19 protein-coding genes are annotated in these 21,713 nt (G+C 33.7%); 4 read left to right on the top strand and 15 right to left on the bottom strand.

Translation table 11 applies throughout. The features are described 5' to 3' along the window. Positions 1 to 23 precede the first annotated feature (23 nt). From AN960_RS06365 to AN960_RS06380, 4 genes are all read right to left on the bottom strand, one after another. Positions 24 to 1,085: a M24 family metallopeptidase gene (locus AN960_RS06365; protein WP_056468476.1), complete on the bottom strand. Its 1,062-nt coding sequence runs from the start codon at positions 1,083 to 1,085 to the stop codon at positions 24 to 26. Further along, complete coding sequence (locus AN960_RS06370) at positions 1,082 to 2,188, bottom strand: M24 family metallopeptidase (protein ID WP_056468478.1); 1,107 nt, start codon at positions 2,186 to 2,188, stop codon at positions 1,082 to 1,084. The genes AN960_RS06365 and AN960_RS06370 overlap by 4 nt, the downstream gene beginning before the upstream one ends. Before the next feature lie 345 nt (positions 2,189 to 2,533). After that, a complete protein-coding gene (locus AN960_RS06375) occupies positions 2,534 to 4,222 on the bottom strand; it encodes a sigma-54 interaction domain-containing protein (RefSeq protein ID WP_056468481.1) in 1,689 nt (562 codons plus the stop codon). Between the two features lie 67 nt (positions 4,223 to 4,289). Next, a complete protein-coding gene (locus AN960_RS06380; protein ID WP_056468484.1) occupies positions 4,290 to 5,168 on the bottom strand; it encodes an AraC family transcriptional regulator in 879 nt (292 codons plus the stop codon). 126 nt (positions 5,169 to 5,294) lie between these two features. Between AN960_RS06380 and AN960_RS06385 the strand changes: the two genes are divergently transcribed. Continuing rightward, positions 5,295 to 6,239 carry an EamA family transporter gene (locus AN960_RS06385; RefSeq protein WP_056468488.1) on the top strand — a complete coding sequence of 315 codons (945 nt, stop codon included), beginning with the start codon at positions 5,295 to 5,297 and terminating at the stop codon, positions 6,237 to 6,239. Positions 6,240 to 6,551: 312 nt separating this feature from the next. Here AN960_RS06385 and AN960_RS24385 read toward each other — a convergent pair whose 3' ends face one another. The 6 genes from AN960_RS24385 to cyoE form a co-directional block, all read right to left on the bottom strand. After that, complete coding sequence (locus AN960_RS24385) at positions 6,552 to 6,725, bottom strand: hypothetical protein (RefSeq protein WP_156339633.1); 174 nt, start codon at positions 6,723 to 6,725, stop codon at positions 6,552 to 6,554. Between the two features lie 236 nt (positions 6,726 to 6,961). After that, positions 6,962 to 7,300, bottom strand: coding sequence for a cytochrome c oxidase subunit IVB (gene ctaF, locus AN960_RS06390; RefSeq protein ID WP_056468490.1), 339 nt, complete (start codon positions 7,298 to 7,300; stop codon positions 6,962 to 6,964). Positions 7,301 to 7,304: 4 nt separating this feature from the next. Beyond that, entirely contained in the window at positions 7,305 to 7,928 is a 624-nt protein-coding gene (locus tag AN960_RS06395; protein ID WP_056468493.1) for a cytochrome (ubi)quinol oxidase subunit III, read from the bottom strand. After that, positions 7,928 to 9,784 carry a cytochrome c oxidase subunit I gene (gene ctaD / locus AN960_RS06400; protein ID WP_056468496.1) on the bottom strand — a complete coding sequence of 619 codons (1,857 nt, stop codon included), beginning with the start codon at positions 9,782 to 9,784 and terminating at the stop codon, positions 7,928 to 7,930. Before ctaD ends, AN960_RS06395 begins: the two co-directional genes overlap by 1 nt. 32 nt (positions 9,785 to 9,816) lie before the next feature. Continuing rightward, positions 9,817 to 10,857, bottom strand: coding sequence for a cytochrome c oxidase subunit II (gene coxB, locus AN960_RS06405; protein ID WP_056468498.1), 1,041 nt, complete (start codon positions 10,855 to 10,857; stop codon positions 9,817 to 9,819). 95 nt (positions 10,858 to 10,952) lie between these two features. Next, positions 10,953 to 11,912 carry a heme o synthase gene (gene cyoE, locus AN960_RS06410; RefSeq protein WP_082459399.1) on the bottom strand — a complete coding sequence of 320 codons (960 nt, stop codon included), beginning with the start codon at positions 11,910 to 11,912 and terminating at the stop codon, positions 10,953 to 10,955. 360 nt (positions 11,913 to 12,272) lie between these two features. On the opposite strand from cyoE, the gene AN960_RS06415 reads away from it, so the two are divergent. Next, entirely contained in the window at positions 12,273 to 13,208 is a 936-nt protein-coding gene (locus tag AN960_RS06415) for a COX15/CtaA family protein (RefSeq protein WP_056468505.1), read from the top strand. 120 nt (positions 13,209 to 13,328) lie between these two features. On the opposite strand, the gene pyc is transcribed toward AN960_RS06415, so the two are convergent. The 3 genes from pyc to AN960_RS06430 form a co-directional block, all read right to left on the bottom strand. Then, positions 13,329 to 16,778, bottom strand: a complete 3,450-nt coding sequence (gene pyc, locus AN960_RS06420; protein WP_056468508.1) for a pyruvate carboxylase — start codon at positions 16,776 to 16,778, stop codon at positions 13,329 to 13,331. Between the two features lie 79 nt (positions 16,779 to 16,857). After that, complete coding sequence (locus AN960_RS06425) at positions 16,858 to 18,000, bottom strand: FtsW/RodA/SpoVE family cell cycle protein (RefSeq protein ID WP_056468511.1); 1,143 nt, start codon at positions 17,998 to 18,000, stop codon at positions 16,858 to 16,860. 176 nt (positions 18,001 to 18,176) lie between these two features. Then, entirely contained in the window at positions 18,177 to 18,467 is a 291-nt protein-coding gene (locus tag AN960_RS06430) for an Fpa/YlaN family protein (RefSeq protein WP_056468514.1), read from the bottom strand. Between the two features lie 332 nt (positions 18,468 to 18,799). Here AN960_RS06430 and AN960_RS06435 point away from each other — a divergent pair, with 332 nt between their 5' ends. After that, positions 18,800 to 19,288 carry a hypothetical protein gene (locus AN960_RS06435; RefSeq protein WP_056468517.1) on the top strand — a complete coding sequence of 163 codons (489 nt, stop codon included), beginning with the start codon at positions 18,800 to 18,802 and terminating at the stop codon, positions 19,286 to 19,288. Positions 19,289 to 19,358: 70 nt separating this feature from the next. Here AN960_RS06435 and AN960_RS06440 read toward each other — a convergent pair whose 3' ends face one another. Both AN960_RS06440 and AN960_RS06445 read right to left on the bottom strand, forming a co-directional pair. Continuing rightward, positions 19,359 to 20,687: a PhoH family protein gene (locus tag AN960_RS06440; RefSeq protein WP_056468520.1), complete on the bottom strand. Its 1,329-nt coding sequence runs from the start codon at positions 20,685 to 20,687 to the stop codon at positions 19,359 to 19,361. 158 nt (positions 20,688 to 20,845) lie between these two features. After that, positions 20,846 to 21,301: a PNPOx family protein gene (locus tag AN960_RS06445; protein ID WP_056468523.1), complete on the bottom strand. Its 456-nt coding sequence runs from the start codon at positions 21,299 to 21,301 to the stop codon at positions 20,846 to 20,848. Positions 21,302 to 21,454: 153 nt separating this feature from the next. Between AN960_RS06445 and AN960_RS06450 the strand changes: the two genes are divergently transcribed. Then, on the top strand, positions 21,455 to 21,655 hold the full coding sequence (locus AN960_RS06450; RefSeq protein ID WP_056468526.1) for a YlaI family protein: 201 nt from the start codon (positions 21,455 to 21,457) through the stop codon (positions 21,653 to 21,655). Positions 21,656 to 21,713 lie beyond the last annotated feature (58 nt).

Genomic DNA, 21,713 nt, shown 5'->3' on the forward strand with positions numbered 1-21,713 from the left:
TTAGATGACCTTTTCAATATTTTTTATAAGATAATTAAGTGCTTATCAGAATGGGTTATGATTTCATAACCATTCTCTTTTACTATAATATCATCTTCAATCCGGCAGCCACCCCATCCTGGGATATAAATTCCTGGTTCAACGGTAACAACCATTCCAGTTTGAAGAATTTCTACACTTTTGTCAGAAAGCCGGATTGGTTCGTGAACCTCCATACCTAACCCATGACCTGTTGAATGTCCAAAACGATCTCCGAATCCTTTTTCTGAAATATAGTCTCTCGTTAAATCGTCGATCGTTTTCGCTTTTTCACCTGATTGAATTCCTTCTGTCCCACGTTTTAGGGCTTCTAATACGATGTGATAAATGTTGCGGAACTCATCCGAACAACTCCCAACGGCGATTGTTCTCGTAATGTCAGAGCAATAACCATTGTACAATGCACCAAAATCAAGGGTTACCATGTCACCATGCTCAATCACTTTTTCGGAAGCCACTCCATGCGGTAGGGCAGCCCTCTTTCCAGAAGCAATTATAGTATTAAATGATGCTGCGGTTGCACCAAGCTTTCGCATATAGAATTCCAGTTCATTACGGATTTCTAATTCCGTAACCCCTGGTTTAATGATATTCAAAATATAATCAAACGCCTTATCTGCGATTTTAGCTGCCGTTCTCATTAATTCTAATTCTATTGGCTCTTTGATTTCTCTAACCTTTTCAACGATATTTTCCAATTGAATCCATTGTACATTTCCATACTCTTGTAGTTTTGAGAACGTATTTAAAGTCATGGCATTTGCCTCAACAGCGACCTTTTTAAGACCTTGACAGTCGACTTCTTTTGAAACTTCTTTTTCAATATTTCCGTTATGGACGATAATCTTAGCGTTTTTCACTTCATTTTGAGCCTGTTCCCCGTAGCGGAAGTCAGTGATAAAGGTAGCAGCATTTTTTGAAATTAGCACCATGCCAGCTGATCCTGTAAAACCTGTCGTATATCTACGATTTTCACTTTTTGTAATCAATATTGCGTCGACATTGTTCTCTAAAAGCTGTTTCTGTATTTTTTCGATTCGGTTCAATTTCGTTCATCTCCTACAATCCTTAATTCTTTTGGGAACTTCGTTAATACTTCATACCCATTATCTGTTATGACAACATCGTCTTCAATGCGCACACCACCGAGGCCATTAAGATAAATGCCGGGTTCAATAGTGATGACCATTCCTGGTTTCAGTACCCCTTCATTCACATCATTTATAGATGGTGCCTCGTGAATTTCAATTCCTAGACCATGACCTATGCGATGAGGAAAAAATTCACCATAGCCAGCTGATTGAATGACTCGTCTTCCCGAGAGATCAACATCACCAATTCTTGTTCCAGGTTGAGAAGCCTCCACCCCAGCAAGATTGGCCTGTAAAACTGTATTGTAGATTTTAACGAGTTCGTTATTTGGATGACCATAAATGACGGTTCTTGTGATATCAGAGCAATATCCCTTATATTTCACACCTAAATCAAAAAGGGCAGTATCTCCTTTTTTTAACTTATTGTCACCTGTAGCACCATGTGGGTTACTTGCATTTTGGCCAAACAATACAATAGGAGAAAATGACATTTCTTTAATCCCTTTTTTCTTCAATTCAAATTCAATTTTTCCTAAAACTTCAAGTTCTGTAATTCCTTCTTTTAATGCTTCAATACCCACTTGTATCCCGTAATCAGCAAAAGCGGCAGCTTCACGTAAAATTTCAATTTCATCAGCATCTTTTATTAGTCGCATTTCAGTAAGTATAGAGTCTAGTGATGCAAACTCTACTTCACCAAAAATCTGTTGCAGATTTTCAATGTAAAAGTAAGAGATATCATGCTTCTCAACTGCAAATTGTTTCATTACGTTTCTACTTTCAATCAAGTGACCAACAAGTGACCACGGATGATCGGAATCTGTGTAACTTAGGATTGGATGGTTCCAACCTGCTTCCTTTATCATTTGAACTTCCATCGCAGGTGTAATAAAAATCGGTTCGTCATTTGGGAAGACAAAAATACCTACAAATCGTTCGTGCGGATTGTAATCAAAGTTCGATAAATAAAAAATATTTTGGCGTGATGTGACCAAGCCACCTGGAATACTTTGTTGTTGTAAAAATGTTTGTAATTCTTGCATTCGATTATTCATGTTCATTTCTCCTTTAATAGATGGTTTAAATTAGACATGAAATATTGATGCAAGTTCTGTGCCATTTTTAACATCTTTTATTTAGAAGATTGTTTAGGAAATAGTGTAAATCTTTTTAGACACTGTTTAGTGTTTTGCGTCTAAATAATTAGACACTAGTAGTTTGATAGAACCGTGGAGTATGTCATAAGTAGTCTTTATTAAAAGGTTGCTTATTTACGGATTGAGGAGAAATTCTTCAGTAAGGGGAGGTAACTTGAGTAAACTTTTGATTGCCGGTTCTAAATCAGCCCAGGAGTTTCTTTCGCTCGTCTGGACTAATTTAGTCGTAAAGGCTTTTAGTTTTTAAAGCTCAATCTTTAATTTTTTCATTTTATTGTACAAAGTAGCTCGAGATATTCCTAGTTTTTTTGCTGCTGCTTGCTTGTTCCCTTTCTCTGTTTGAATGGCTTCAATGATTTTATTTTTTTCAAAGTCATTTAGATCATCTTGTAAAGAGTCATCGTATCCAGTCGATAATAATGTAGATTGTAACATCTTTGGCGGTAAGGCTCCGATCGAGATTGTTTCTTCTCCTGATAGTAATACTAACCGTTCAATTACATTTCGCATCTCCCTCACATTTCCAGGCCAATCGTATTGTAGTAAGGCAGAAGTTACTTGAGGATCAACGATTTTAATCGTTCGATTATATAGTATTGAAAACTCATAGATAAATTGATGTAAGAGCTCCATTACGTCTTCTTTTCGTTCTCTCAATGGTGGAATCGTAATAGATAAAATGTTAAGACGATAATAAAGGTCTTCTCGAAATGTATTAGCTTCAACCATTGCTTCTAAATCTTTATTTGTAGCAGCAATGATTCGGCACTCCGCTGTTAACTGCTTTGTACCACCAACACGGTAATACGTTTTATCTTGCAATACTCTAAGTAACTTCACTTGCATATCTAACGGTAAGTCACCAATTTCATCCAGAAAAAGTGTTCCTCCATGCGCCAACTCTAGTTTTCCTTTTTTACCTTTTGCATCTGCACCAGAAAATGCTCCTTTTTCATAGCCAAAAAATTCACTCTCAAACAATGATGGTGTAATCGCACCACAGTTTACAGCTATAAATGGAGAAGATGATCCTTGATAAAAATGGATAGCTTTTGCAAAGACTTCTTTTCCAACTCCAGTTTCACCAAGTAATAAAATATTCGCACTCGTTTCAGACATTTTCCTCGATAACGAAATTGTTTCTTTCATCAATTGACTCGAACCTTTTATTTGTTGGAAAGAATCGTGTGACAATTGCAGTCTTGAAACCTCCTTCTGTAATTGAAGAATTTTGGAGGAAGCATTCATAAGTTCTTGATTCATTATTACTTGACTCGTAATATCTGTTTCAGCAGCAACTGCACCTACAATTCGGTCATTGATAAAGATTGGACTGCTATTAATCATGACAAAGAGATCCTCACGAGGTTTATGGTGTTTATGACGAAAAGATTGACCTGTCTCCATCGTAACTTTATTTAATAACATATCTTTTGGAAAAAACTCTTCCATTTTATTCCCAATAATTTCTTCTTTAGGAATTGAAAAGATCCTTTCAGCACCATGAGTCCAAACCACTGTTTTTCCGACTTCATCTACAATCGAGACCGATCCATCCATCGTATCAATCATCGTTCGAAAATAGGCCTCTAAATATTGATAAGACTCAAACACTTTCGAAACTAAAATAGCAGAATTGATGTAGCCCTTGATTTTTCCTTCTCCATCCGTGATGACTACAACTTCTAATTTTTGCACTTCTTGAATCACGTCTTGAATAACATCATTTTCATTGGAAACACCTGCTTTTTTCCAATAAAGTTCATTGATATTCTTGCTCTTAAAATGAAGATATTCATTGATCGTTAACATCCATACTTCACTATGATGCTGTTTAAATATATACGTTGCTTCATTATCTACATCCATATCAGAGTGCAAAGAAAAATTTGTTTGCAACAAATCTTCTATTCTAGGAAGAAGATGTTTCATGAAAATACCACCACCTAATTGTCTTTTTTTTATATTACTCTATCATTCCGACGAGTTTGTGTCATGATTATACTTTTTGTTTTTTGTAAGCCAATGGTGTCAAGTTCATCGACTTTCTGAATTTATCAATAAAGTAGCTTGTGCTGTTAAATCCAACTTGATAGGCAACATCAGTGACATTCGATTCCGCTTGTAGTAGTATTAAACTTTTTTGTATTCGATAATCGGTTACATAGTTTAAAGGAGTAGTTTTTAACATCCGTTTGAAATATCGACAGCACTCTGATCGGCTTAATTGACCAACTCTTGCAATGTCGTCTAATCGTATTTTCTCAGAATAATGTAAGTGGATCCAATTTAACATTTGCTTCATGCGCTTACTCTTTACTACTACAGACTGTTCATACTCTAATTCAATTCCGTTCATTATTAAATTCTTCCATATTAATGTTAGATGTAAGCTGATGTCGATTTCATAGAATGGTGAATTTTGTTTGATCATCTGATTGATTTTCAAAATATAGCTTAAAATGCTATTGGCCCATACCTCCTTTGGATTTAAGAATAAATAAGGTAGATTGGTCGCCTGATAATAAGGCTTTACAAAAGTTGTATAAAGTTCTTGAGATAAAACGAAACTTGGTGAAACATTTAAACAAATATAGGCACAGTCTGAATGGTTCCGATCTTTTGCCATATGTAGGCAGCCACTATTTATAAAAAGCCCTTCCCCTTCTGATATAAGAATTTTTTCTTCATTTATTTGAAAAATTGTTTCTCCTTTAACAACGTGAACAAACTGAAATTCATCATGCCAATGAAGAGGTATATAACCATTTATATTTTGCTTAATCGTTGTTTCATAGCAAGCAATTGGTAAAACAACAGTATGATGTTTAGTTAATTCTTTTAAACTTTGGTCTACCATAAAATTTTTAATTTGCATTCCTTCATAACCACCTCAATATCCTTATATTTTTCTATTCGATTTGAGTATTATTTTAGCGTTTTTCCTCTTATCATTTAAAATATTATAACACTATTTTTATATTTGAAGGTGGAGACTAAAATCATGAATAGACGAAAGGGAATATTTCTTGTCATCACGGGAGCAGTTTTTTGGGGGATTGGAGGTACAGTAGCAAAAAAACTTTTTCAACAATATCAAATCGATGTCGATTGGCTTGTTACGATCCGATTGCTAATAGCTGGATTTTTACTCTTAGCTATTCAGTATTTCAGAAAAGACCGTTCTCAGATTCTTGGGGTTTGGAAAACTGGAAGGATTGCAATTCAATTGATTATTTTCGGAGTACTGGGGATGCTAGCGGTTCAATACACCTATATGGCTTCGATCGAACATGGAAACGCTGCTGTTGCAACACTATTACAGTATTTAGCACCTGTAATGATAATCTTATACTTAATTTTCCGTAAACAAACCGCTCTAACACGAAGAGATTTGTTAACAGTTTCACTAGCTTTAATTGGAAGTTTTTTCTTATTAACAAACGGCTCAATCTCACAATTATCTGTGCCTGCACCAGCAATCGCTTGGGGGGTATTATCTGGAGTAGCTTTAGCATTTTATACTTTATATGCCGTACCATTACTTAAACAATACGACTCACTTGTAATTGTCGGATGGGCTATGATTATCGGTGGCTTAATATTAAGTTTTATCCATCCGCCTTGGCAAATGGACTATAAAAGCTTAACGCTTGAAGCCATTTTATATCTGGTCTTCATTATCATATTTGGTACGATGATTGCATTTTGGTTCTATATAGAAAGTTTGCAAAGTCTGCCACCTAAAGAATCAAGTCTGCTAGGAAGCATTGAGCCGCTAGCTGCTGTATTAACAACAATCTTCTGGTTAAAAGAACCTTTTGGTTTTTTCCAATGGATTGGTACAGCTTGTATCATAGGAATGATATTATTGTTAGCTTTGACTAAAGAGTCTTCCTCAAAAACTAGCCAGCCTCCTAATAATAAAGAACCACTTAGAGTTAGTTGAATCGAGGCGTTTTTTTGAAATTGTAAAATAGGAGCTGATTGATCAATCAGCTCCTAAATAATTGTTGAATTAAAGCATTGCGCTAATTGCTTAAAGATTAATTATAATCTTCACTATTACCCATTTAATAACGCCTGTGCTTGTTGTGTATCCATATGTATTAACGAAAAACTTGGTTGAAATGGCAATAATACTTGGTATAACAAGAAAAATCAATTTTACCCATAAATAAATAACCTATACAGGGCTATATTTTTCCTCGATCTAACTTTGAAACTTTGTTATCTGTTTCTCGACCTACGATTTCTCGAGTTATTGATATCGGTTTCCTAAATATCTTTTCCTGTATGTTTTACCTTGATCTGGAATATCCATAAAACCTTGTGCACCCCAAATTTGATGCTCTGTTAATTTATCTATACTTCCACTTAGCTCCACTTTTTCTTCCATTTCAATATCATCATCTTTAGGAATATCCACGTCCATCGTTGAATCATCCTTTCCATTTTACTATTATTCAAAACCGATTTAAATATTATATTTTGTCGGCTTTATAGTTTTCTTCCACTAATCATTCTTATACAACATAAATATCAGAAAGTAGCATCGGACTCAAAATTGGTTCCAAATTGTTGTGTACGGAACAGATCCTTTAGTTATCGAAAATCAACATAAACAGGCATAAAAAAAAGGAAGTGAATAAAATTCACTTCCTTTTTTCATCATAACCAGATTAATGTTAAGAATGTTAATAGTGTAATGACAGCAACTGTTAGTCCTGAATATAGGAAGAAAGCTTGTGTGCTGTGACCTTTATTTTTCATGTGCATGAAGTAATAAAGTTGGAACACTAGTTGTACTACAGCAAGTAATAAAATAAATGGTACTGTAAAGTATTTATCCATTTTATCTCTATATAATACTGCTGCGAATGATGCAAGTGTTAAAATGATCATTAATGCGAAAGAAATTAATTGTTGTTTCATTTCTTCTGCATGTTTACGTCTGTGATACTTTATTTCAACTTGATTTCTTTGATGAGAGTTTGTATTTGTACCCATTTTCTTATCCCACCATTCCCATTAAGTATACTACTGTAAAGATGAAAATCCATACTACGTCGATGAAGTGCCAGTATAAACTTGCAACATAGAACTTCGGAGCGTTGTATAAATTTAAACCTCTTCCACCATTTCGAAGCATTAAAGTAGTGATCCATAGTAAACCAACAAATACGTGGGCACCATGAGTACCTACTAATGTATAGAATGAAGAACCAAATGCACTACTCTTAATTGTAAAATGATATTCGTGCATATAGTGTCTAAATTCGTAAATTTCTAATAATAAAAATCCTAGACCTAATAAAACTGTAATTCCTAACCAAAGCATCATCTTTTTGTGTTCAAAGTTTTTCATGTGGTACATTGCATAAACACTTGTAAGAGAAGATGTTAAAAGTAACATTGTAGCAATGAATACTAATTTTGGTTCGAACATTTCAGAAGCACTTGCTCCACCAGCAGTAGAGTTTCTTAATGCTAAGAAAGTACCAAATAATGATGCGAATAATACAGTTTCTCCACCAAGAAACAGCCAGAATGCTAAGAACTTATTTTTACCTTCTTCTGTAGCTTTTTCAGGGTTATGAGGAAACGTTTCAGCTGTAAATTTTTGATTCATTTCCATTATGCCTCAACCCCCTCATCAGCTATGTCTTCTTTATGGATATGGAATCCATGATCATCAATCCAAGAACGTAAGAACATTGAACCGAATGTAATAACTAAACCAAGAATTAATACACCAACTGCAGTGTGGTTCTTTAGTTGGTCATTATACAATGCCCCAAATGCTGCGATAAATAAGCCCACTGACATAACAAATGGTAAAATAGATGAGTTTGGCATATGAATATCACCTAGTGGTTCAGCAGGTGTCATTTTGCCGTCTCCTTCCATTTTTTCTACCCATAAAGCGTCTAATCCACGTACATATGGAATTTGAGCAAAATTATATTCTGGTGCAGGAGAAGGAATTGACCACTCAAGTGTACGACCTACACCCCATGCATCTCCAGCAGCTTTTTTACCTTTAATTGCTGTATAAACGACATTAATTAACATAACGATTGTAGCTAGACCCATGAACATTGCTCCGATTGAGCTGATCATGTTACCAGTATCTAAGCCTTGTCCTGGTAAATATGTAAAGTAACGACGAGGCATACCCATTAAACCTAAGAAATGTTGGATAAAGAATGTTAAATGGAAACCAATAAAGAATAATCCGAATGTAATTTTTCCTAGTGTTTCATTTAAGATTTTACCAAACATTTTTGGCCACCAGTAATGTGCACCGGCAAATAGACCAAATACTACCCCACCAACGATTACGTAGTGGAAGTGAGCTACTACGAAATAACTATCATGGAATTGATAGTCAGCAGGAGCTGCAGCGTTCATAATACCAGTTACCCCACCTAGAACGAATGATGGAATAAAAGCAACTGACCAAAGCATTGGTGTTGTAAAACGAATTTGTCCGCCCCACATTGTTAATAACCAGTTAAAGATTTTAACCCCTGTAGGCACTGCAATTGCCATAGTTGCAACAGCGAAAATTGCATTTGCTACTGCACCAAGACCGTCTGTAAACATGTGGTGAGCCCATACCATGAATCCTAAGAAACCAATTAAAACTGTTGCGAATACCATTGAAGAGTAACCGAATAGACGTTTCTTAGAGAAAGCTGGAATGATATCTGAGAAGATACCAAATGCCGGTAATATAAGAATGTATACCTCTGGATGTCCGAAAATCCAGAATAAATGTTCAAAGATCATTGAGTTTCCACCTAAAGATGCATCAAAGAATGCAGTTCCAAATAGGCGGTCAAACATTAATAACGCTAACCCGATTGTTAATGCCGGGAATGCAAATAAAATAAGTGCTGATGTTACAAATACTGTCCAAGTAAATAGTGGCATACGCATGTATGTTAACCCCGGAGCACGCATGTTAATAATCGTTGCTAGGAAGTTAATACCACCTGCTAATGTACCAATACCTGAAATTTGTAGACCTAATAAGTAGAAGTCTACACCATGTGATTTACTGTGTAGAGCTAGTGTCGCATATGAAGTCCAACCTGCGTCAGGCGCTCCACCTAAGAACCAACTTAGGTTTAAGAAAACTCCACCAACGAAGAATAACCAGAAACCTAAAGAATTTAAAAACGGGAAAGCTACGTCACGAGCACCAATTTGTAATGGTACTACCGCGTTAAAAAATGCAAAGATCATCGGCATCGCCGCTAAGAAAATCATTGTTGTACCATGCATTGTTAATACTTGGTTATAAGCATCACCAACTAAAAATGTGTTGTCTGGCTTAATTAATTGTATACGAATAAATAACGCTTCCATCCCACCAACTAAGAAAAAGAATCCGCCTGCAATTAAATACAGGATGGCAATTTTCTTATGGTCGACTGTCGTTAAGTAGTCCCACAATAGTGGTTTCTTTTTCGCTACAGAACTCACAGTATTACCCCCTTTGCTTCATATCCATTAATTTATTTTGCAATTTTTAAGCTTGTTAAGTATGCAGTTAATGCATCAATCTGATCAGCTGATAAGTCACCATATTTACCTGACATAAGGTTTCCTGGCTTCATAGCTTCCGGATTTGTTAACCATTTCTTGATGTTTGCTTCATTATTTTTAGCAATACCAGCAACCATATCACGATCACCGAAGTTAGCTAAGTTTGGAGCAAGTCGTGCAGCAGGTGGTCTTGTATCATTTGCATCTGCAGCATGACAACCAATACAACTTTGTTTGAAGATTTTTTCACCTTCTTGTGCATCTGCTGTTACAGCTTGACCTTTTTGATTCTTCATATCAGCTAACCACTTATCGTAGTCGGCTTGACTTACAACTTTAACTTTAAATTGCATTAATGAATGTGAAGGACCACAAAACTCTGCACAGAATCCATTATATGTACCTTCTTTATCCGCTGAAAGCCACATTTTGTTTTCGCCTTCAACGTTTGTATCAAGTTTACCTGCTAATGATGGTACCCAGAATGAGTGTTTGATATCTTGACCTTTTAAGTTCAAAATAACTTTTTTACCTACTGGGATATACATGTCTTGAGAAGTAATGAATTTTTGTTTTGGATACTCAAATTCCCACCAGAAAAGATGAGCGTTTACATTAATAACAATTGCATCTTTTTTCTTCTCATCTTTTGCTATTTGCTTCTCATCTGAAAGCTTAAACGTTTGTGATACTGTTGGTACTGCTAAAACAATAAGTAAAATAACAGGAATAATTGTCCAAAGAAGCTCTAAGAAATGATTACCTTCTACTTGCTTTGGAATAATATTCTCTTGACCTTTACGGTGACGATATTTCACGATTACGTAAAGGAAAAGAACCGTTACAACAGCAACAACGAATACCATGATCAACGTACTTAGCTTCATAAGATCGTATTGCATTTTTGCTACTTCACCTTGAGGATTCAGTGTAGATTGATTTGCATGTCCACATGCACTCAAAATAACTGCTATCAAGGAAATTAGCGAGACTAATCGCCAATGTTTCATAAGAATACTTCCCCCTCTTTCAATTTAAAGTGTTTCATTCTTATTTAAAAATAAGATTAAACAAACAATAAAAAAATCCCCCGTAATACCCCTAATTAAAACGAAATTGTAAACACAATCATTGACATAAATAGAAGAGTTAAATAGTTAATGGAGTATATAAACATCAGTTTAGAGAACTTTTGATCATCCTTTTGTTTATAACAATATAATCCTAAAATAACCCATCCAATATTCAATATTGTTGCAAAAATAATAAATGGTAAACCTAGAGCTTGCATGTAAAATGGCAGTGGTAATAAACATAATACCCAGATCATCACTTGACGTTTCGTCATTTCAAATCCGTAAACCACCGGTAGCATTGGAATTCCCGCTCTTTTATATTCTTCAGAACGTCTCATCGCAAGTGCTAAGAAATGAGGTGGTTGCCATATAAACATGATTAAAAACAGCATCCAAGCAATTGGATGCAAATTCGCATCGATTGCTGCCCATCCAATTAATGGGGGTGCTGCACCAGATATACTACCTACTACTGTGTTTAACGTGTAATTACGTTTCGTCCAAAGAGTGTATAGTACGATATATGTAAATGCACCAATAAATGCATATACAACAGCCATTAAGGTTGTGAAAGCCATAAATGTAAAGCCCACAATTAATAAAAGAATACCAATTGAAATTGTAACACTTGGTTTAATATTACCTGTTACAGTTGGTCTGTTTTTAGTTCTCTCCATGTAAGGATCAATATCACGATCAATATAGTTATTGATTACACATGATCCCGCAATAATTAGTGATGAACCAATTACAGTAATAATTGCTTTTGGTAAATAATCTAATATATCTAATCCATTTATTTGGATTGCTAACCAGATACCTGTAAAAGTTGTCAGTATATTAGAGTTTACGATCCCTATTTTCATTAAAGAAAGCAAATCTTTCTTTAGTGAACTAGAAGGATGATTAGTTTCTTCGTTATTAGAAACATTATTAGCTAATTGTTCCAAGTCAATCCTCCTCTTTTTTATCAAAATTTCATTTTTCATACCCATTTTTTAATGGTTCATAATGAGTTTTTAATTTAGACATACTTCTATTAAACTAAATTCAATGAAATTTTTGTGATAAATATGTGAACAAATTGTGTACGTTTCAAAAAAATTTTAACGTAAACAGCCTATCTTTTCAATACTAAATACTATTTAATTATAAAATTAATTATTTCTATATTTTAAAAATGAATACATCCAAAGTTAAGAAAAAACAAATAATATGTCTAAATATGAAGGTTACCTTTGAATTTTGTGTCGTAATCTTATATGATATAGAAGTATTATTAGCAGAATAATTTTTTTAATAATTAAATTTTAAAATTATTATTATTTTATAAAAGTGGGTGGATGTACTTGCTACGTGTTTTAAAAGGGGTATCGTTAATAACCTCATTCATTCTTTTAATTGTTTTATTAGGTGGTGCACTCGTAACAAAGACTAATTCTGGACTCGGTTGTGGAAGATCTTGGCCTCTTTGTAAAGGTCAAATCATTCCTGATCATCTAACGATTCAAACTGTCATTGAATTATCTCATCGTGCAGCATCAGGCCTTGCCGGGATATTCGTTTTATTATTAGCAGTGCTTGCTTGGATTGTCATTCCTCATAAAAGAGAAACAAAGTTTTTAGCAATCATTTCTTGTATTTTTCTAATTGCTCAAGCATTAATCGGAGCAGCTGCAGTTGTTTGGGGTCAAATCCCAGCAGTAAAAGCAATTCATTTTGGTATTTCTCTAATTTGTTTTGCTGCAGTAGTCATGTTAACATTATTAATTTTTGAACGCGATCGCAATTATCAAAAAAATTCTTTTTATGTCGGAAAAAGAATGAAATTTCATACTTACGGTTTATGGATTTATTCATACTTAGTAGTTTATACCGGCGCTCTTGTTCGTCACGAAAATGCTAGCTTAGCATGTCCTAGCTGGCCACTGTGCAGTAAAGCAAACAACGGTATTCCTACACAGCTTCATGAATGGATACAAATGGGACATCGATTTGCCGCATTTATCTTATTCGTTTGGATCATTATTGCATTTGTACATGCTTATAAATACTATCGTAATGAACGTGGCATTTATTTTGGTTGGTTAGTCTCTTTAGTTCTTGTAACACTTCAAGTAATTTGTGGAGCTGTTATTGTTATTTCAAACCTAAATATTTATGTTGCATTAACACATGCGATTTTAATTTCGTGCTTATTTGCAATATTTAGTTTCCAAAGTTTAGTTTGTGCAAGAAGTAAAAGCTCAAATTCTGAGTTACTTCAAAATAAAAATATCTCTTAAAAAAGGTATTTCTTCCACTTAATTGTAGAAGAAATACCTTTTTTTTATATTTAAATTTAATGCGAAGAAGAGTTGCCCTTTTAATGCGGGCTTCTCTATCTTCGCTAAACATCGTATTTTTTATCTTTGTTCTAGTTCTATTAGTAGATCACCTGTAGAAATACTCTCTCCTGATGTAATCAGAATATCTCTTATAACACCAGTAAATGGAGATTGGACAGTTGTTTCCATTTTCATCGCTTCAGTGATTGCTAATGTTTGACCTTTTTCAACTACATCGCCCTTTTTAACAAGTACATTTAAAACAGTACCTGGCATTGTTGCGTTAATATGGTTTGGATTACTAGTGTCCCCTTTTCTTTTTTGAACGACAGTAGATTTGACAGAGTAATCTTTAACCACAATTTCTCGTGGCTGACCATTTAATTCAAAGTATATAACTCTTGTTCCATCAGGCTGGGCTTGACCAATCGAAACAAGTTTAACAATCAGTGTTTTACCACGTTCAATATCAACTTTGATCTCTTCATCTAATCTCATTCCATGGAAGAAAGAAGGTGTATCAAGTACAGATAAGTCTCCATAGCTTTCTACATTTTTTTGATAGTCCATAAATACTTTAGGGTATAAGCAATAAGCTAGTATATCAAAATTAGTAACCTGGCGATTTAACGTCTTGAATAAATACTCCTCAACATCTTTAAAATCGATTGGCTTTAATGTTTCCCCAGCTCTTTCAGTTAATGGCTGTCTTCCTTTTAAGATGACCCGTTGTAAACTCTTTGGAAATCCTCCATGAGGTTGTCCTAATTTACCTTCAAAAAACTCTATTACTGAATCAGGAAAATCGATATTTTCTCCTTTTTCATATACAGAATCTTCGTCTAAATTATTTTGAACCATAAACAATGCCATATCTCCAACTACTTTAGAAGATGGTGTTACTTTAACGACATCTCCAAATAGTTGATTTACCCTGCCATACATATCCTTAACTTCTTCAAAACGGTCTCCTAAACCAACACCTTTAGCTTGTTGTTTTAAGTTAGAATATTGACCACCTGGCATTTCATGCTGGTAAACCTCTGTATGTGGCGAAACCATACCACTTTCAAAACTACTATAATACTTACGAACACCTTCCCAGTAGGTTGATAACTGTTCTAAACCGTTTATATTTAAGTTCGTCTCGTTATTTGAACCTTTTAGAGCATAATATAAGCTATTTGCACTTGGCTGCGAAGTTAATCCAGACATACTTCCAATTGCGATGTCTACAACATCTACGCCCGCTTCTATTGCTTTTACATATGTGTATAAACCATTTCCACTCGTATCATGAGTATGTAAGTGGATTGGTAAATCAACAGTATCCTTCAATTCGCTAATTAACGTATAAGCAGCCTGAGGCTTTAATAAACCTGCCATATCTTTAATCGCTAAAATATGAGCACCAGCCGATTCTAAATCCTTTGCAAGCTCTTTATAATACGCCAGATTATATTTTGTTCTAGTTGGGTCTAATATATCTCCTGTGTAACAAATCGATGCCTCAGCAAGCTTTCCACTCTCTCTTACAGCATCAATTGCAACTTCCATCCCTTTAATCCAATTTAGACTATCAAATATTCTAAATACATCGATTCCTGCCTGAGCCGATGCTTCAATAAACTTTTTAACAAGATTATCAGGATAATTTTTATATCCAACTGCATTTGATCCACGTAAAAGCATTTGGAATAATACATTTGGAACTTGTTCTCTTAAATTTAATAATCTTTCCCATGGATCTTCATTTAAGAAACGGTACGCTACATCAAAAGTCGCTCCGCCCCACATTTCCATAGAGAATAAGTTAGGTAATAATTTTGACGTTTGTTCCGCAACAGTAATTAAGTCTTTTGAACGAATTCTCGTTGCAAGCAGTGATTGGTGAGCATCTCTAAATGTTGTGTCTGTAAATAAAACATTTGGTTGATTTTTTAACCACTTCGAAAATTCATCCGCACCTAATTTATCTAATAATTGCTTAGTTCCACTTTCAGCACTTTTAATATGATTTACATTTGGAATGATAATATCATCATAAACTGGTTTTTCTTTAACCGAAATTCCTGGAAATCCATTCACTGTTACATTACCGATATAATTTAATAATTTTGTTCCACGGTCTCTTCTTTTTGCAAAAACAAATAATTCCGGAGATGAATCTACAAATGAAGTATTATACTCACCAGACAAGAAATCTGGGTGTGTCGTAACATTTTCTAAAAATGGAATATTTGTTTTTATACCACGGATACGGAACTCTTTTAAATTTCGATTTAACTTCGCAATTGCGCCTTCGAATGTTAAGGCATGAGTCGTTACTTTTACTAATAATGAATCATAGTAAGGTGTAATAACAGCACCTTGGAAGCTATTACCAGTGTCTAATCTTACACCAAAACCTCCACCAGAACGATAAGCCATAATTTTTCCAGTATCAGGCATAAAATTATTTAGTGGGTCCTCCGTTGTAACACGTGCTTGAACCGCAAAACCAATTCTTGGAATTTCATCTTGTAATGGAATCCCTACTTTATCACTATGTAAACTATTACCTTGTGCAATTAAGATCTGCGTTTGAACAATATCAATTCCAGTAATCATTTCAGTAATCGTATGTTCAACTTGTACACGAGGGTTTACTTCAATAAAATAGAAGTCATTACCGGAAACTAAAAATTCAACTGTTCCAGCATTTACATATTCTACTTCTTTCATCAATTGAACAGCTGCGTCACAAATTCTATTTCTTAAATCATCACTAATCGAAGTACATGGTGCAACTTCAACTAATTTTTGATGTCTTCTTTGAATTGAACAATCGCGTTCAAATAAATGAATGATATTCCCTTGGTGATCCCCTAATATTTGAACTTCAATATGCTTTGGATTTTCAATAAATTTCTCAACATAAACCTCATCATTACCAAAAGCAGCTTTTGCTTCAGACTTAGCACGCTCGTATGCATCTTTTAATCCCGCATTCGTACGGACAATCCTCATTCCGCGACCGCCACCACCAAGAGCAGCTTTAATAATAATCGGGAATCCATAAGTTTCACCAAATTCCCTTACATCATCCAATGAGTTTACTGGACCATTGCTTCCTGGAATGATTGGCAAATTAGCTTGAAGAGCTTGTTGCTTTGCTTTAATTTTATCTCCGAATATATCTAAGTGCCTTGAATATGGACCGATAAAAATAATGCCCTCTTCTTCACATCTCTGAGCAAATTTAATATTTTCTGATAAGAATCCATATCCTGGATGTACTGCATCTACATCGTTTTTCTTTGCAATTTCAATAATACCTTCAATATCTAGATAAGCATCTATTGGCTTTTTACCTTTTCCAACTATATATGCTTCGTCAGCTTTATAACGGTGATATGACCCTTCATCTTCTTTAGAATAAATACCAACTGTTCGAATTCCTAACTCAGTGCAAGCTCGAAATACTCGAATTGCAATTTCACCTCGGTTAGCAACAAGAACTTTTTTAATCTGTTTCGTGTAAGTCATTTGTAAGCCTCCTGTATTTATGAAAGATAATTATCAATAAATTAAGAATAAACTTTTTCAAAATGCATTTTTGAAGATTTTATAAAGTTTCTTTATTAATCTTATTTCGTATTGAAATATTCATTAAAATACCAACCATAGAAAGCATAACGATTAACGAAGTTCCTCCATAACTAACAAAAGGTAACGGAACACCCGTAAGTGGAATTAGTGAAGTAACTCCTCCAATATTTACAAATGATTGAATGACGATGCTTGCACTAATACCTGTAGCTAATAATGAATCAAAAGAATCCTTTGATTGATGAGCTATTAACAAGCCTCGCCAAACAATTATGAATATACATAAAATAACTACAATTACTCCTATTAAACCCGTTTCTTCACCGATTATTGCTAGAATAAAATCAGTATGAGGCTCAGGTAAGTAACCTAGTTTTTGAATACTTTTTCCTAATCCAACTCCAGTAAAGCCACCATTTGCAAATGCGATTAGTGAATTTACGATTTGAAATCCTATTCCTTGTGCATAATCAAAAGGATTTCGGAATGCTAAAAATCGATTAACTTGTACATCTGTTAACCCGATCCCTAAACTGATACAAATACTAATTAATGGATATAGTAATACAATTCCTCCAACGAATAGGAGAATTAATCTCTTAACTATAAAACCACTACAAAACGAAACTACAGCACAAGTACCAATTATTAATAACGCCGTACCTGTATCCGGTTGTAATCTCAATAGGATGATATAAATAGCTACTATGCTCCATGGAGCAAATAGCATTTTCCAGTTCTTTGTAATTCGCTTTTGTCTCTTGGAGTACCATCCTGCTAAAAGAACGATTGATCCTAATTTGATTAACTCGGCTGGTTGAATTCCAAATACCCAGCTTTTTGCATTATTTCTTACTTCACCAAAGAGTAAAACTGCAATAAGTAATCCAATACTTACAACTACATTTAATAACATGGCAATTCTTTTTCTAAAGAAAGTTGCAGGTAAAAACATTAAAAAAACAAATACAAACATCCCTACTTCAAAAGCAATTAATTGCTTATGAAAGAAATAATCGCTTGGCCAATGTTCACTCTGATATTTAATGGATGGTAATGGCGAGCTTGCGCTATACACCATAATTAATCCAAATAAACACAACACTAATAATGGAACAAAAATCATATAATCAATATTTTTCAAATATTTTTTTAACATTATTTAATCATCCCTGCTTTGATTAATTATACTTTATGTATTCAACTATTTTGCTAAATTCCCTTTTTAAATAAAAATATTGTAACATAGATTAATAGATTTATTACTCATAACAATTAAAAAAATTCACAAAAAAAAGCTCAAACATTTATTGTTTGAACTTTTATTGCTAATAATTATTTATTCTTTTGATCTGTAAACGCTTCATGTAGAGCAGATAGTTGACGCTCAAGTTCAGAAAGAAGTTCTTTACCTTGTTCTGCTTCAATTAAACCTAAACGAGAAGCAAAATCAATCTCCCTTGATAATCCAAACATTTGAGTATCTAAAACCTCTTCATATAGAGGGCATTGTGGCATCGTTAAATGATCTAGTTGCACATTTATTAATTTTAATATTTTTTCAGCATCTTTTTTTAATAATTCAAATGCTTTATCTTTGTAATCTGTTACAGCATCAGACCTCAATTTTCTCCCTCCGCTTCCGTACAAGCTATCTATTTAATATTATAGTTCTTTTTATGAAAAATCAACTTAAATCATAAGTTTTGCAAATATGTATTTTAGAAAATTAGATTTTTGCAACAGTTTATTTATTAGAGTTTTCTTATGTTTGGATATAGATTTAATTAAAAATCTAATTTCTATAAAAAAAGAACGCTGATGTAATCGCTATAAAAAAGGTGAAAACATGAAAAAACTTAATTAAAGAGAAGCGCTTATTTTGTTCAATTGTTTGTCTTTTTACTTAAAATAGTCGTACACTATAAATAGAATTTGTACATAGAAGGAGTTTTAGTATGAGTGATGTTTTTCAATTAACAGGTAACGTTGAGTTTCCGTTAACGATTGATCCAAGTGTTTGGATTTTTGATGAAAGAAAGGTTAAGTTAGAGAGTTTGTTAGCTGGTGAGTTGAAAAAGGTTGACGAGCTTGAGCAATATACTAAAAGTGTTTCAAAGCATTGGGATCGTGAAATTGTTGAAGGTGCTAAGGTTGATAATAGTCCTTTATTCGCTACTCAAAAAAAAGAATGGCTTAAAGAATCCTATGCAATGCCATTTTCTTATTTTATAGACAATAGTAAACCCAAAAATCGCGATTCAGAAGTTACGATTGAAACTGAAGGTGAATTAATTAAATTGCCTTTTGACACTGTATATGAAAGTTATTTAGCATTTTCGTACAATGGCAAGAGAATCCTTGAAGATGGGCCAGTTCATTTATATTTTGTTGATGGTACAAATAAAGAAACACCAATTACTTCAATCAAGAAAATTATTTTATAGTTTAAAACAAAAGCAACATCTTACCGCTTGATTATAGTAGTAAGATGTTGCTTTTGTAAGCATTTAATTATTACAATATATCCGCTGCAAGTTGGGCAATTGATGAACGTTCACCTTTTATTAATTTTACATGTCCACTTATTTTTTGATCTTTAAATTTTTCAACTACATAAGTTAATCCATTGTTGTATTCATCTAAATATGGATGATCAATTTGCTCTGGATCCCCCATTAATACAATTTTACTCTTATCGCCAACGCGAGTTAAAATTGTTTTTACTTCATGCCTAGTCAGATTTTGTGCTTCATCAATAATAATAAATTGCTCTGGGATACTTCTACCTCTTATATAAGTTAAAGCTTCTACTTCAATTGAGCCCATTCCAGCTAAGATAGCATCAAGTTCACCCGGTTTTTTCGTATTAAATAAGTATTCTAGATTATCATAAATCGGTTGCATCCAAGGTCGAAGTTTTTCATCCTTTTCACCAGGTAAATAACCAAGATCCTTTCCAACTGGTACAATTGGTCTAGCAACTAATAACTTTTTATAGCTTTGCAGGTCTTCACTTTGCATTAAACCTGCAGCTAAAGCTAATAAAGTTTTTCCGGTACCTGCTTTACCAATCAATGTGACTAATGGTATATCGTCTCGAAGTAGTAATTCTAAAGCCATGGACTGTTGAGCATTTCTTGGTCTTATGCCCCAAATATGTTCATTTGAGAAAACAAATTTCTTAATTTTTGTACCCGTTTTATCAACAACACCAAGAGCTGAGCTCTTACCACCTAGAGCATCCTTTAAAACGATAAATTGATTAGGATAAAATGGATGGTTTGCTATATCTGAAACAGGAAGTTCAGTTTTCTCGTAAAACTTGTTTAATAAATCTGTATTTATGTAATACTCTAGATAACCGGTATAAATATGATCGACTTCCACTACACGATCACTTAAATAATCTTCAGCTAATAAATTTAATGCATCCGCTTTTACACGAACTAATGTATCTTTACTAACTAATATCACTGTTTTGCCGCTTTCTTTTGCTTCTTCTTCAAGTGATAAGTTTTTTGCAACAGCTAAAATGCGATTATCGTTCGTTTTTTCAACAAAGATTTCTTGCAATTGTTGAAATGAGCGATGATTTAATTCAATTCTAAACGAACCACCATTTTCAAGTGGAATACTTTCATGTAATTTCCCTAGTTCTCGAAAGCTATCAATTAGTTTGGATACATACCTAGCATTACGACCAACTTCATCCATATATCTCTTCTTTGAGTCTACTTCCTCTAATACAACAGCTGGTACAACTACTTCATTATCTTCAAATGAAAAGATTGCTAGTGGGTCTTGCAGTAGTACATTGGTGTCGAGAACATATATTTTACTCAATCCTTAACCTCCTGACTAAAAATAACTCAGATTAGAATAATTAGTTTTAATTCTAAATTGACTGGTCTTACATATGGTTACTAGTCAAAGAATGGACGAACCGTTAATATATTATATGAAATTCTCTCTAGTTTAGAATATTTTTTACTGTTTAAAGCTCAGGAAGATCTAAGCCCATTTAAAACTGCTACATCTAATTTTTTTGCAGCCCTCTCATCATAAGTCTTTGCGTACTCAGGTTCGACTGTTATTTTAGACCCATAAAACAATATATTTTTCACTTCATTAACTTCTACTTCGATACACGCTAATTTTAATGGAATCCCAGGCATTTGCTTCGATAAAATTTTTCCATTTCCTGAAATACTATAAACTGTTTCATTTGAAAATAAGCTTAGTGATACTCCTTCAACCTCTTCAATATTAGATATAATTGCTGATCTTTGATCTACTGCAAAACGAATTGTCTTATCATCTAAAGCAACAAGCCAAGAAATTGCATTCGTAACTGGTGCATTCTTTTCGGAGTTAAAAGTACTTAAAAAAACAATCTTTTCTTTATTACAATCTTCAAATAAGCTTGGTGATAATGTTTTCTCAATACTGTTTGCCATCACTATTTCATCTCCTTCAAATAAAGAGTATACTAATATAATTCAAAGTTTATTGAAAACTTCCTGCTAAAACCACTGTTTTCTAAAAATATATTCTAAAACCTGTTATAATTATGTTAACTTAAGTTCCATATATAAGGAGAGAAATTTCACATGAGAGTTAAATGCATGATTTGTGATAAAAGCGAATCTATTAGCGATGAATCACCTATTGCAAAAAAATTAAGAAATCGTCCTATCCATACATATACATGCTCTGAATGTTACGATCGAATTAAAATAAAAACAGAACAAAGAATCGCAACAGGAAATTTCCGTTTCTTAAAACCTGTTAAGGACAATGACGAGTGGTAAATTATGAAAAAAGAAGCCAATTGGGCTTCTTTTTTTGCGGAAATACGATCAAGTCTTA

Source organism: Bacillus sp. FJAT-25509 (assembly GCF_001420605.1).
In the GTDB taxonomy this organism is placed as follows: domain Bacteria; phylum Bacillota; class Bacilli; order Bacillales; family Bacillaceae_G; genus Gottfriedia.

Bases quoted from the DNA above. Each gene is read 5' to 3' on its own strand.
- AN960_RS06370 (WP_056468478.1), bottom strand. From the start codon at position 2,188: ATGAATAATCGAATGCAAGAATTACAAACATTTTTACAACAACAAAGT.
- AN960_RS06375 (WP_056468481.1), bottom strand. From the start codon at position 4,222: ATGAAACATCTTCTTCCTAGAATAGAAGATTTGTTGCAAACAAATTTT.
- AN960_RS06380 (WP_056468484.1), bottom strand. From the start codon at position 5,168: ATGCAAATTAAAAATTTTATGGTAGACCAAAGTTTAAAAGAATTAACT.
- AN960_RS06385 (WP_056468488.1), top strand. From the start codon at position 5,295: ATGAATAGACGAAAGGGAATATTTCTTGTCATCACGGGAGCAGTTTTT.
- AN960_RS24385 (WP_156339633.1), bottom strand. From the start codon at position 6,725: ATGGACGTGGATATTCCTAAAGATGATGATATTGAAATGGAAGAAAAA.
- ctaF (WP_056468490.1), bottom strand. From the start codon at position 7,300: ATGGGTACAAATACAAACTCTCATCAAAGAAATCAAGTTGAAATAAAG.
- AN960_RS06395 (WP_056468493.1), bottom strand. From the start codon at position 7,928: ATGGAAATGAATCAAAAATTTACAGCTGAAACGTTTCCTCATAACCCT.
- coxB (WP_056468498.1), bottom strand. From the start codon at position 10,857: ATGAAACATTGGCGATTAGTCTCGCTAATTTCCTTGATAGCAGTTATT.
- cyoE (WP_082459399.1), bottom strand. From the start codon at position 11,912: ATGAAAAATGAAATTTTGATAAAAAAGAGGAGGATTGACTTGGAACAA.
- pyc (WP_056468508.1), bottom strand. From the start codon at position 16,778: ATGACTTACACGAAACAGATTAAAAAAGTTCTTGTTGCTAACCGAGGT.
- AN960_RS06425 (WP_056468511.1), bottom strand. From the start codon at position 18,000: ATGTTAAAAAAATATTTGAAAAATATTGATTATATGATTTTTGTTCCA.
- AN960_RS06435 (WP_056468517.1), top strand. From the start codon at position 18,800: ATGAGTGATGTTTTTCAATTAACAGGTAACGTTGAGTTTCCGTTAACG.
- AN960_RS06445 (WP_056468523.1), bottom strand. From the start codon at position 21,301: ATGGCAAACAGTATTGAGAAAACATTATCACCAAGCTTATTTGAAGAT.
- AN960_RS06450 (WP_056468526.1), top strand. From the start codon at position 21,455: ATGAGAGTTAAATGCATGATTTGTGATAAAAGCGAATCTATTAGCGAT.